The organism is Psychrobacter sp. LV10R520-6, from assembly GCF_900182925.1.
Classification (GTDB): domain Bacteria; phylum Pseudomonadota; class Gammaproteobacteria; order Pseudomonadales; family Moraxellaceae; genus Psychrobacter.
The window spans coordinates 1916608-1929391 of the sequence record NZ_LT900024.1; the positions used below are offsets into that span (position 1 = coordinate 1916608).

Genomic DNA, 12784 nt, shown 5'->3' on the forward strand with positions numbered 1-12784 from the left:
AGGAAATAATTATGACTGCTACTACTCACAATTCTATCAATAATAAAATCGACTTCGCCATCATTATGGGCGTAAGCAATGCCAATCCCAATGGTGACCCGCTAAATGGCAACCGTCCCCGTACTGACTTCGAAGGTAACGGTGAAATCACCGACGTTTGCCTCAAGCGTAAAATTCGTGATCGTCTGCAAGAATCAGGCGAAGAGATATTCATCCAGTCTGATGAGAAAAAAACCGATAGCATGACCAGCCTAAAAAACCGTGCTTATGATGAAGAAGTAGGCTTGGGTAAAAATGCCTTTGAAGCCAATAAAAAAGAGAATATCGAAGCCAAACGTGATGAGACCGCTAAAAAGGCCTGTGATAAATGGTTTGATGTGCGTGCGTTTGGTCAGGTATTTGCTTTTAAAGCCGATACCAAAGGCGCAGATGGCGTGTCTATTCCTATTCGCGGCCCTGTCACGATTCAGTCGGCTTTTAGCCTGCAACCTGTCGATATTACCAGTACGCAAATTACCAAAAGTGTTAGCGGTGAAGGCGATGGCAGCAAAAAGGGTAGCGATACGATGGGTATGAAGCACCGTGTAGACGAAGGTATTTACGTGACTTATGGCGCTATCACACCACAATTAGCCGAGCGGACAGGCTTTAGTGATGCTGATGCTGAAAAGATAAAGGAAATTCTACCTAAATTGTTTGAAGGTGATGCCTCATCGGCACGTCCTGAAGGCAGTATGCAAGTTAAGAAGGTAGTTTGGTGGCCACACAGCAGTAAGTCAGGACAGTACTCATCAGCGAAAGTACATCGTAGCTTAAAAGAGCTGTTGGATGATAATGGGCAGTTTGATGAGTCAGCGTTAAAGTTGGCACTTAAAGGATTAACACCTGAGATTATTGAAGGGTTCTAAACTTTAATTAATTTTTCATTATTTGAGCAAATTTTACCTATTAAGGTTTGCTCAAACCTTATTATTTAATGAAGAGTAACCACTATGCAAACTCTCTACCTATCCCGCTTACAGCATTATTTATTTTGTCCGCGTCAGTTCGCCCTGATAGAGCTGGAATGCGCGTGGGAGGAGAACTTGTTCACCGCCGAAGGCCAAGTCATGCATGAAAAGGTCAACTCTGGTGGGCATGATACGCGCGGCAATATCAAAACCGTTCGCACCTTAGCATTGGGTCATAAAGCGTTAGGCTTGGAAGGTATCGCTGATGTCGTTGAATATCATACTGATGAAGATGGTACTCAAGTACCCTTCCCCATTGAATATAAGCGTGGTAAACCGAAATCGCACCGCGCCGATGAGGTACAGCTGTGCGCCCAAGCTTTATGCTTGGAAGATATGCACGATTGCGTCGTACCGAGAGGGGCACTGTTTTATGGTAAGACTCGTCGCCGTCACGCGATAGATTTTGACACTGAACTTCGGCAAATTACCTTAGATGCTATTGACGACTGCCGACATATTATAGAAAGTGGACAGACGCCAAAGCCTGTCTATAGCACTAGCAAATGCCGCAATTGCTCACTCAAAGACCACTGCCATCCCAAGATATTTAATAAGAATGCCAAGGCATGGCTTACTAAACATATTGTTGCTAGCTTAGATGAGCCCAATCATTAATTAACAGGCTAATCAATGGAAAATATTAGTCTTCTTTTTGAGTCTGGGCATCATTTTTAGGCTCTTGTGAATTTAGCTGCTTGCCTTTATTACCTTGATTCTGATCGTAAGCGTCATTGGTACCTGAAGTACCTTTATTTGCATTTTCTGTATCCGCTTCATGATTACTCATATTACTACTCCTTTATCGATATTGAATAGTAGTGATTTAATTTAGCATAATTTAAAGTTATCTTCAAAAAGGATTTTCAATCCAATCGTCAGAGTTACCTACCTTTATTAGGAATTAATATGCGCCCGTTAAAAAACACTCTATTCGTTCAGACTCAAGGCGCATGGATGAATAAACAAGGTGAGAATGTGGTCATGAATATTGATCATGAAGTCAAAGGTCGTGTGCCTATTCATAAGTTGGATGCTATCGTTTGCTTTGGACAAGTTTCTATATCACCAGCGCTGATGGCGCATTGTACGGATAACGCCATCACTATCACTCACCTGAATCGCTATGGTAAGTTTCAAGCCCGTATTGAGGGCGCGGTCAGTGGCAACGTGCTATTACGCCGTGAGCAATATCGAATCAGCGATGACCCTGAGCGGGTTCAGCCGATTTGTCATAGTATTATTTTGGGTAAAGTCCACAATCAGCGCCAAGTCATTCGTCGTTACCTTCGTGATTATAAAGATCAGCTTGATGACGCGACTATCAATAGTTTAGACTCCGCGCAAAAACGCTTGGAGCATGGTCTTGGTAAAATTCTTGCCACTCAAAACCTGCCAGATTTGCTAGGCCGTGAAGGTGAGATGGCAAGCACTTACTTTAGCGTGTTTCCGCATCTCATTCGTAATCCTGATTTTCATTTTGCTAAACGCACCCGTAATCCGCCGACTGACGCTATGAATGCGCTGTTGTCTTTTACTTATACACTGATGACCCATGATTGCCGAAGTGCGCTTGAAACGGTTGGGCTTGATCCTGCTTGCGGAGTGTTTCATCAATTGCGTCCCGGTCGCCCTTCTCTAGCCCTTGATTTGGTAGAAGAATTTAGACCTATCGTTGATCGTTTTGTCCTCGCGCTGGTAAATAAAAAGCAACTGAGTAGATCAGACTTTAAGCAAGAGCCTAATGGGGCCGTTTGGCTCAAAGACGATGCGCGTCAGACATTTTTTAAGGCATGGCATGACCGCAAGCAGCAAACCATCTATCATGACTGGTTTGAGGAAACCGTACCGTTCGGCTTACTCCCGCATTTACAGGCTACTATTATGGCACGTCACATTAGAGGTGATATTGATGCTTATATTCCCTTTTTGTGGAAGTAGATAGCGCTTATCATTAATCTTAATTAATAACGCGATAGAAGAAAATAAGCTTGCATTAAAAAATGATAGCTAGATTAGCAATTAAGGATTTATATCATGATGGTACTGGTCACTTATGACATTAGCTCAGAGGGCGCGTCAAGTGCCAAACGTCTGCGTCACGTTGCTAAGCACTGCCTGAATTATGGGCAACGGGTGCAATACTCTGTGTTCGAAATCGAAGTCAATCCGGCTCAGTGGACGACACTCAAAGCCACGCTTGAGGATATCATTAATCATGATATTGACAGTTTGCGCTATTATCACCTCGGTAAAAATTGGCAGCATAAAGTGGAACACGTCGGCGCAAAACCTGTGATAGACTTGAATGATGTATTGCTATTTTAGACATTATAATAAACCGTAAAATGTATTATTCGACTGTAAAAGGTCGTTGCGAGCCTGTAGCATACATAAAATCTCTAGGAGATTCGCAAAGGGGACGCAATGCTATTTAACAAATTGATTTTATTACTTTTATTTTTTAGAAATAAAACTCTGGTGAGTGCCCTACTTGCCAGATTCGCTCATGGTTTAGACGTTCGCAAATTCCAAGGTTTTTTCTCAACCTTATTAGTGACTTAAACTATGGGCTGTCGCACCTTTCACGGGTGCGTGGATTGAAACCTCTTGATAGGCGCTGTTATCGCGGTCGTTATGTCGCACCTTTCACGGGTGCGTGGATTGAAACATGGCAACACTGGCAACAATAGCGCCTAGTATGTCGCACCTTTCACGGGTGCGTGGATTGAAACAATGTTGGTTATGTTAACTTTAATATTTTCCATTGTCGCACCTTTCACGGGTGCGTGGATTGAAACGCATACAATGAGTCAATGATTATTTGTAATTTAGTCGCACCTTTCACGGGTGCGTGGATTGAAACATCTTCTTCAGCGTCTGTTAAGTCAATCATATAGTCGCACCTTTCACGGGTGCGTGGATTGAAACTTTTCAACCGCCTTTGGAGGTTGGGTTAAGTCGGTCGCACCTTTCACGGGTGCGTGGATTGAAACTTTGCTGGCGCGTGTACTAGCATAGTAGCCATCTAGTCGCACCTTTCACGGGTGCGTGGATTGAAACGTGTATAAAATTATTCATCTTTACCCACTCAGCAGTCGCACCTTTCACGGGTGCGTGGATTGAAACAACATAATACTGTTGTCTATTTTAAAAACAAGGTCGCACCTTTCACGGGTGCGTGGATTGAAACTGTGACCACATCGGCAATATTGAGCGCATACAGTCGCACCTTTCACGGGTGCGTGGATTGAAACAACTCCACTTGGATCACTTGTGTAATGGCTGGGGGTCGCACCTTTCACGGGTGCGTGGATTGAAACAATATCACTCATCACCCTCTCCTTGCTCAAATCGTCGCACCTTTCACGGGTGCGTGGATTGAAACTGTACCGTTGATGCTATGTACAGATTTAATAAGGTCGCACCTTTCACGGGTGCGTGGATTGAAACTAGTTTGGGTGATAATAGTCAGACAACAATAAGGTCGCACCTTTCACGGGTGCGTGGATTGAAACGGCTATGATTTGGCGGGTGGCCATTAACCATAACGTCGCACCTTTCACGGGTGCGTGGATTGAAACCGGGCAGCGAGTTTATGTTCTACGGCTTATGGGTCGCACCTTTCACGGGTGCGTGGATTGAAACTTGCATTTTAAATAAGACGATTAGCACAAGCGGTCGCACCTTTCACGGGTGCGTGGATTGAAACTTATTGTCCTGAATAGTCTTGATGGCTTGCTTGTCGCACCTTTCACGGGTGCGTGGATTGAAACCATGCGTTAGACTTGGCTTGTGCTGCCTGTGCGTCGCACCTTTCACGGGTGCGTGGATTGAAACAATATGGGTATAGCGGCCATTAGTGCTTGGTGGTGTCGCACCTTTCACGGGTGCGTGGATTGAAACTGCTAGCTCATCTAAATCCGCAGTAGATTCAGGTCGCACCTTTCACGGGTGCGTGGATTGAAACATTTAGCACAGAAACGCTTATTAAAAATGCGCTGGTCGCACCTTTCACGGGTGCGTGGATTGAAACTAACATGGGTATTTCTGGTATGACTGACGCTCACGTCGCACCTTTCACGGGTGCGTGGATTGAAACGTTGGATGACCTGAAAGGATTGGATGATAACGGTCGCACCTTTCACGGGTGCGTGGATTGAAACATCATAATTGATATGTCTGACAATCGTGTCAGGTGTCGCACCTTTCACGGGTGCGTGGATTGAAACCATGGGTAACGCAAAATGATAATCCATAACTTGGTCGCACCTTTCACGGGTGCGTGGATTGAAACTATCACAAATGCAATGCGGAAAAATACCAATGGTCGCACCTTTCACGGGTGCGTGGATTGAAACGGCCTAATGCGGTATGGCTGATTAATCAATCAAGTCGCACCTTTCACGGGTGCGTGGATTGAAACAAAACCGAATTGTCTGCAATAGATGTAATGAGGAGTCGCACCTTTCACGGGTGCGTGGATTGAAACCCCATGCAATGGTAGCTTAATGGGTTACATGATGTCGCACCTTTCACGGGTGCGTGGATTGAAACACCTTTACTTTGCATAAGAGTAATGTGAGATATGTCGCACCTTTCACGGGTGCGTGGATTGAAACACTTAATTCGTGGGCTTGAGTAAAAACTAGCTTGTCGCACCTTTCACGGGTGCGTGGATTGAAACAATGCTAGGCTTATAAGCGCAGTTAAGATAAATAGTCGCACCTTTCACGGGTGCGTGGATTGAAACACCTTATTTAGTTATACTTTTTGTGCATAGTCTGTCGCACCTTTCACGGGTGCGTGGATTGAAACACAGAGTGGGTTTTGAGCCAAGAGTTTTATAAGGTCGCACCTTTCACGGGTGCGTGGATTGAAACTATGAGCATCGTTAAATAGTTTACTGTTAGTCAGTCGCACCTTTCACGGGTGCGTGGATTGAAACATTCTATAACTGGATGTCATTTATTAAAAAGCCGTCGCACCTTTCACGGGTGCGTGGATTGAAACTTTTGCGTTGATTGAAATAGTCATAATCTTATCGTCGCACCTTTCACGGGTGCGTGGATTGAAACAAAAAGTATGAAGTATTAAAAAACATTATTAACGTCGCACCTTTCACGGGTGCGTGGATTGAAACTTGCCACTGCGTACAGTGGTCAAAGACTAAGAAGTCGCACCTTTCACGGGTGCGTGGATTGAAACCTGTGGCTTGGGTAATTTGTGCTGATACATTGAGTCGCACCTTTCACGGGTGCGTGGATTGAAACTTTATCAGTGATATCGACAGTGCGCGAGTTGACAGTCGCACCTTTCACGGGTGCGTGGATTGAAACCTCAAGTATCGCTACTAGGTCTAGCTTCTGTCCGTCGCACCTTTCACGGGTGCGTGGATTGAAACAAGCAAGGTGAGTTGTGAGGTGTGCGCGCTAATGTCGCACCTTTCACGGGTGCGTGGATTGAAACAAAAAAAGAAGATGTAAAAATGGTCAGGACGGTGTCGCACCTTTCACGGGTGCGTGGATTGAAACACGATAGCAACTTAATCCTTTGCGCAGTATCAGAGTCGCACCTTTCACGGGTGCGTGGATTGAAACATCATCAAGATATATAGGCCACTTATTGCTCGTGTCGCACCTTTCACGGGTGCGTGGATTGAAACTTTTACTGGTGACGACTGGTGGTTTTTGGGTTTGTCGCACCTTTCACGGGTGCGTGGATTGAAACTATCCATGCCAGCTCACTATCGGAATAGGCGATGTCGCACCTTTCACGGGTGCGTGGATTGAAACTTAAATATTTAGGTGGGTTACATGGATATTACGTCGCACCTTTCACGGGTGCGTGGATTGAAACGAAAGTTGACACCCTCATCAATAACATGAGGGTAGTCGCACCTTTCACGGGTGCGTGGATTGAAACATAGACATAGAGGTTTCGATTTTTATTTCATTGTCGCACCTTTCACGGGTGCGTGGATTGAAACTTGTCCTGCAAATTTTGAAGTCAATAGCTCCATTGTCGCACCTTTCACGGGTGCGTGGATTGAAACAATTAAAAGTAATAATTTAAGGCCACGAGACCAGTCGCACCTTTCACGGGTGCGTGGATTGAAACATAGCAACACTGGCAACAATAGCGCCTAGTATTAGTCGCACCTTTCACGGGTGCGTGGATTGAAACATGGCAGTAGAACCCGAACCTTTAAACGCGGTAATGTCGCACCTTTCACGGGTGCGTGGATTGAAACAATTAAAAGTAATAATTTAAGGCCACGAGACCAGTCGCACCTTTCACGGGTGCGTGGATTGAAACTTTTGGTTTTCTGTCGCCCCATAAGTAATGGAGGTCGCACCTTTCACGGGTGCGTGGATTGAAACTAAGAATACTTTTTACCGCTATCGTAGAAAGTGTCGCACCTTTCACGGGTGCGTGGATTGAAACTAGAAAGGTGGTACAAAAGGGATGGGGGGGGGTAAGTCGCACCTTTCACGGGTGCGTGGATTGAAACTCGGCAAGTCTTGTCTGGTTGCCTGCTTTTTTTGTCGCACCTTTCACGGGTGCGTGGATTGAAACAGGCCATGATTTAAAACAAGTTATAACTATTCGTCGCACCTTTCACGGGTGCGTGGATTGAAACTGGTCAAAACACTAACAACAATACCCGTGTTTTTGTCGCACCTTTCACGGGTGCGTGGATTGAAACAACCATGTCTGACTGAACATCATATCTGTCTAGTCGCACCTTTCACGGGTGCGTGGATTGAAACAAAAGAGTGGCACAATCGGAAGAACTGATATTGTCGCACCTTTCACGGGTGCGTGGATTGAAACTCAGAATATCGATCAGACTCAGAAGCAGCATGGTCGCACCTTTCACGGGTGCGTGGATTGAAACAAATCTTGCATATGCTTAGCGTTATCATTGTCGTCGCACCTTTCACGGGTGCGTGGATTGAAACCTCAAAGTCAAGTCATATATACAATCAATAGACAGTCGCACCTTTCACGGGTGCGTGGATTGAAACACCATTAACAGGAATACGCATGGAAACCTCGCGTCGCACCTTTCACGGGTGCGTGGATTGAAACATGATCTATCAGGGCATTGGCTCTTTTAAATCTGTCGCACCTTTCACGGGTGCGTGGATTGAAACTAATAAATCGATCATAACCACCCGTCTCGCTGTGTCGCACCTTTCACGGGTGCGTGGATTGAAACTATAGAAAGCAGGGCGTAATGCTCGTCACTGGTGTCGCACCTTTCACGGGTGCGTGGATTGAAACGGTAGTGATAGCTAGCTCATCGAGCACGGACGGTGTCGCACCTTTCACGGGTGCGTGGATTGAAACATGACGCTTCCAGTCGCCTAAATGTTGCACATTGGTCGCACCTTTCACGGGTGCGTGGATTGAAACGGAACTGATGATTTAGAGCTTTGCGTTACAGAAGTCGCACCTTTCACGGGTGCGTGGATTGAAACTCCTGTTGTGTCTACCTTACAAACAAATAAATAAGTCGCACCTTTCACGGGTGCGTGGATTGAAACTCGGGCAATAAGTCGTGGCTCGCTCAAGTTTTAGGTCGCACCTTTCACGGGTGCGTGGATTGAAACATGACATATTGACTTTTACCGTGTCTTGGCTGGTCGCACCTTTCACGGGTGCGTGGATTGAAACCATCCGTTGAGCTAAGGGGTGTTACGGTAATAGGTCGCACCTTTCACGGGTGCGTGGATTGAAACTAGCTATCTATTTCGCGTCTACCGCCATACATAGTCGCACCTTTCACGGGTGCGTGGATTGAAACATATTTGGATAGCATCCCTGTGGTGTCTTTTATGTCGCACCTTTCACGGGTGCGTGGATTGAAACGTGAGCTTTGCACCGATAGCATCATGCTTTAAGTCGCACCTTTCACGGGTGCGTGGATTGAAACCAGCCGTAAGAGGTCCCGCTATCAACAGGGTCAGTCGCACCTTTCACGGGTGCGTGGATTGAAACTTCGACAGTGAAGTCGGGTAGCATAGGCGTGGGGTCGCACCTTTCACGGGTGCGTGGATTGAAACAATGTCATCATGTGCTAGGTCAATGCGTGTGAGTCGCACCTTTCACGGGTGCGTGGATTGAAACCAGTAACAAGTGACCACACCCATGTAAGCGCAGTCGCACCTTTCACGGGTGCGTGGATTGAAACTTTTGTCTACACAGCAGTCATAGTTCTTGAAGGTCGCACATTTCACGGGTGCGTGGATTGAAACATTAACATCATGCATAATAATTTCCTAAAAATAGTCGCACCTTTCACGGGTGCGTGGATTGAAACAATGTCGTCAGCTCGTTGGCTGCAGATTTGTTGTCGCACCTTTCACGGGTGCGTGGATTGAAACGTGATGACATGGCGACGCATGATGTGCAAGAGGGTCTGTAGTGGTCAACTAATTTAGGACACCTGACAAGAGGTTTTGGTTAAAGTAGCGTCTCTCTTTTTCAGCTGGTGACAGATGATCATTGAAGCTGTGCGGTCTCACGGTTTGATAGTAGCCCCAAATATAATTACTAATGGCGCTCGATGCTTCAGCGATATCCTCGTAACCACCCTTTGGCATCCACTCGGTTTTGAAACTTCTAAAGAACCTTTCAGTAGGTGCGTTATCCCAACAGTTACCTTTTCGGCTCATACTCTGCGTCATACCCTTACAGTCAGCTATGGCTTCAGCGAATTTCTCACTGGTGTAGTGCGTGCCTTGGTCTGAATGGAACAGTATGTTGCTCGGTTTAAATCTGGTGTGATACGCCATCTGTAGTGCTGAGCTTGTCAATATGCTATCAGGAGAGTCTGATATGCTAAAGCCTACGATACGACGCGCAAACAGATCTAGAACCACAGCCAAATAGCACCAGCCCCCTTTGATACGAATATAAGTCACGTCCCCCGTCCATACTTGGTTCGGTGCTGCTGGGCTAAAGTTGCGATCTAAGATATTGTCATGGATTCTATGTATTTGATCACAGTGCTTGTACTTGTGTGTCTTTAACTGGCAACTGATGAGCCCCATTTGCTTCATAAGCTTAGCAGTTAGGTAACGTGTCAGCTTAATACCATGCTCATTAACCAATATAGCGATAACAGTGCGAGCCCCTGCTGATTGCTTTGAGTCGTTGAATATTTGACGTATCAAAGCCTTTAGTTTGACACGTTCTACATCAATGGGCTTAGTCTGTATGCCATAGTAGTAGCTGCTTCTCACTACATCAAACAAATCACACAGCTTACGCTTGCTTAATCGTTTGTCCTGCTCTGCAAGCTTGCTTATCAGTAGTAGCCTTTTAGACTGTCCGATGCCAACAGAGCTGAAGCCTTTTTTAAAATATCACGCTCCATTCTTAGACGCTTATTCTCTTTGCGCAGCTGTTGCAACTCTCGCTGCTCATCTGTTAAAGCCAAGCCTTGGGTTGGGGCAACGCCTCGCTGCTCTAGTCGATACTTTCGTACCCAGTTGTCTAGGGTCGATACACCAATCCCTAGCGACTCTGCCACTTCTGCAACCTTGCGCTTGTGATCAATCACTAAGCTGATGGCTTCTAATTTGAATTCTCGGGTGTATTCTCTGCGTTTGGTAGTCATACTAATGTCCTCTTTGAGTTAGTATAACCTCTTAAACACTGTCCAATTTTATTATGCCACTACAGTCGCACCTTTCACGGGTGCGTGGATTGAAACTTTATCGATGCGGTGGTGGTGATGGCGCTTACCAGTCGCACCTTTCACGGGTGCGTGGATTGAAACTCGGCTGGACTTATTAAGCGCAGCTCGATAGCTTGTCGCACCTTTCACGGGTGCGTGGATTGAAACTAAATACAGATAAACATAATACCCAACAGGTATAGTCGCACCTTTCACGGGTGCGTGGATTGAAACAGATAAGGTGGCTGGAATAACTGGGGCGTTGGTGTCGCACCTTTCACGGGTGCGTGGATTGAAACTTCATAAGCTCGTCACTTTTTACGGAGAGCTAAGTCGCACCTTTCACGGGTGCGTGGATTGAAACAATCCCGATATGTCACCCTTTGTTAGCTTGTAGGTCGCACCTTTCACGGGTGCGTGGATTGAAACCTTGGTGGACAACGTACTGTCATCGTCATTAAGGTCGCACCTTTCACGGGTGCGTGGATTGAAACAGCTGTGTTCAGTGGCACAACCAACAGTCCAGACGTCGCACCTTTCACGGGTGCGTGGATTGAAACAATACCGCAGTCTAATGAAGCCAATGCCTTTTGGAGTCGCACCTTTCACGGGTGCGTGGATTGAAACCAAAACTATCTCCTTTGTTAATTTGATAAATAGTCGCACCTTTCACGGGTGCGTGGATTGAAACTCGGGCAATAAGTCGTGGCTCGCTCAAGTTTTGTCGCACCTTTCACGGGTGCGTGGATTGAAACAAAAAATTTTAGCTGGAGGGTGAAGGGGTTCAGGTGTCGCACCTTTCACGGGTGCGTGGATTGAAACCCAGTTTGGGTCAAAAGAAACTACTTTTCAATAGTCGCACCTTTCACGGGTGCGTGGATTGAAACTCTATCGGCATTGGTGCTGTTGATGTACCAATGGGTCGCACCTTTCACGGGTGCGTGGATTGAAACTGATGGTATGGATGGTTCAGATGGTGCAATTGGGTCGCACCTTTCACGGGTGCGTGGATTGAAACAAAAAGGGGTTGGCATTTATACTATTAAGGATTTGTCGCACCTTTCACGGGTGCGTGGATTGAAACCTGTCTTTTGTTCTTGGGCATCTAAAGTTTGCGAGTCGCACCTTTCACGGGTGCGTGGATTGAAACATCGCAAGCAAGCAGTAATGGTAGGCCTAACAATGTCGCACCTTTCACGGGTGCGTGGATTGAAACAGCTACAAGTGGGTAGGTAACTTATTTAAAGGGTCGCACCTTTCACGGGTGCGTGGATTGAAACTAAAAAGAAGGTAATGCAGAAAGCATTAAACGCTGGTCGCACCTTTCACGGGTGCGTGGATTGAAACTAGTTTATACAGTATTAAATACTAACCCTGTAAGTCGCACCTTTCACGGGTGCGTGGATTGAAACTTTAAAAGTAGCTGGTAATTTTGAATCAGCTATGTCGCACCTTTCACGGGTGCGTGGATTGAAACTATAGAATATGATTTAGCTATGACAAATAATAAGTCGCACCTTTCACGGGTGCGTGGATTGAAACAGACCGTTGCTGATGATCCATGCAATAGCTGTAGTCGCACCTTTCACGGGTGCGTGGATTGAAACCGTCACCGATAAATACTGCTGCGTGGTTCACAGTCGCACCTTTCACGGGTGCGTGGATTGAAACATCTTCCCTAGATTGTTCATTGGCTTTGATTATGTCGCACCTTTCACGGGTGCGTGGATTGAAACACTTTGTCAGCGTCCATCAAGGCGTATGTTGTAGTCGCACCTTTCACGGGTGCGTGGATTGAAACGGGTAACTCCTCCAAACATTTACACGCCATATCTGTCGCACCTTTCACGGGTGCGTGGATTGAAACCTTATCTTTGCGAAAACCGCCATTTGCCGGATGGTCGCACCTTTCACGGGTGCGTGGATTGAAACTGAGCAATCATCCACAAGTTGACCTCTATTGCTGTCGCACCTTTCACGGGTGCGTGGATTGAAACTGCTGCGAGCTGTGCGTCGATGTTGTTGGCGTGTCGCACCTTTCACGGGTGCGTGGATTGAAACTTGAAATAAGACGCCATCAGAT

The 12784-nt window shown here is 46.1% G+C and carries 7 protein-coding genes and 2 CRISPR repeat arrays (1 of these 9 cut by a window edge); of the genes, 4 read left to right on the plus strand and 3 right to left on the minus strand.

The window, feature by feature from the left end:
• Positions 1-11 precede the first annotated feature (11 nt).
• Both cas7c and cas4 read left to right on the plus strand, forming a co-directional pair.
• Positions 12-908 carry a type I-C CRISPR-associated protein Cas7/Csd2 gene (cas7c, locus tag U1P77_RS07985; RefSeq protein ID WP_321154508.1) on the plus strand — a complete coding sequence of 299 codons (897 nt, stop codon included), beginning with the start codon at positions 12-14 and terminating at the stop codon, positions 906-908.
• Between the two features lie 84 nt (positions 909-992).
• A complete protein-coding gene (gene cas4 / locus U1P77_RS07990) occupies positions 993-1628 on the plus strand; it encodes a CRISPR-associated protein Cas4 (protein WP_321154509.1) in 636 nt (211 codons plus the stop codon).
• A gap of 25 nt (positions 1629-1653) precedes the next feature.
• On the opposite strand, the gene U1P77_RS07995 is transcribed toward cas4, so the two are convergent.
• Positions 1654-1800: a hypothetical protein gene (locus U1P77_RS07995; RefSeq protein WP_321154510.1), complete on the minus strand. Its 147-nt coding sequence runs from the start codon at positions 1798-1800 to the stop codon at positions 1654-1656.
• A 119-nt stretch (positions 1801-1919) separates the two neighbouring features.
• On the opposite strand from U1P77_RS07995, the gene cas1c reads away from it, so the two are divergent.
• Together cas1c and cas2 are read left to right on the plus strand one after the other, a co-directional pair.
• Positions 1920-2951: a type I-C CRISPR-associated endonuclease Cas1c gene (gene cas1c / locus U1P77_RS08000; protein WP_321154511.1), complete on the plus strand. Its 1032-nt coding sequence runs from the start codon at positions 1920-1922 to the stop codon at positions 2949-2951.
• Between the two features lie 96 nt (positions 2952-3047).
• The gene (cas2, locus tag U1P77_RS08005) at positions 3048-3338 is read left to right on the plus strand and encodes a CRISPR-associated endonuclease Cas2 (RefSeq protein ID WP_321154512.1); all 291 of its coding nucleotides are present in this window, start codon (positions 3048-3050) and stop codon (positions 3336-3338) included.
• 247 nt (positions 3339-3585) lie between these two features.
• Positions 3586-9404: direct repeats of the CRISPR family, unit length 32 nt; unit sequence GTCGCACCTTTCACGGGTGCGTGGATTGAAAC.
• A 47-nt stretch (positions 9405-9451) separates the two neighbouring features.
• Here the strand turns inward: cas2 and U1P77_RS08010 are convergent.
• Positions 9452-10357 (minus strand): IS3 family transposase, encoded by a 906-nt coding sequence (locus U1P77_RS08010; RefSeq protein WP_321156660.1) that lies wholly within the window; start codon positions 10355-10357, stop codon positions 9452-9454.
• A complete protein-coding gene (locus U1P77_RS08015) occupies positions 10330-10641 on the minus strand; it encodes a transposase (RefSeq protein ID WP_321154513.1) in 312 nt (103 codons plus the stop codon). Before U1P77_RS08015 ends, U1P77_RS08010 begins: the two co-directional genes overlap by 28 nt.
• Positions 10642-10705: 64 nt before the next feature.
• Positions 10706-12784: a CRISPR direct-repeat array (repeat unit 32 nt; unit sequence GTCGCACCTTTCACGGGTGCGTGGATTGAAAC); it runs 2517 nt beyond the window's last position.

Bases quoted from the DNA above. Each gene is read 5' to 3' on its own strand.
- cas7c (WP_321154508.1), top strand. From the start codon at position 12: ATGACTGCTACTACTCACAATTCTATCAATAATAAAATCGACTTCGCC.
- cas4 (WP_321154509.1), top strand. From the start codon at position 993: ATGCAAACTCTCTACCTATCCCGCTTACAGCATTATTTATTTTGTCCG.
- U1P77_RS07995 (WP_321154510.1), bottom strand. From the start codon at position 1,800: ATGAGTAATCATGAAGCGGATACAGAAAATGCAAATAAAGGTACTTCA.
- cas1c (WP_321154511.1), top strand. From the start codon at position 1,920: ATGCGCCCGTTAAAAAACACTCTATTCGTTCAGACTCAAGGCGCATGG.
- cas2 (WP_321154512.1), top strand. From the start codon at position 3,048: ATGATGGTACTGGTCACTTATGACATTAGCTCAGAGGGCGCGTCAAGT.
- U1P77_RS08015 (WP_321154513.1), bottom strand. From the start codon at position 10,641: ATGACTACCAAACGCAGAGAATACACCCGAGAATTCAAATTAGAAGCC.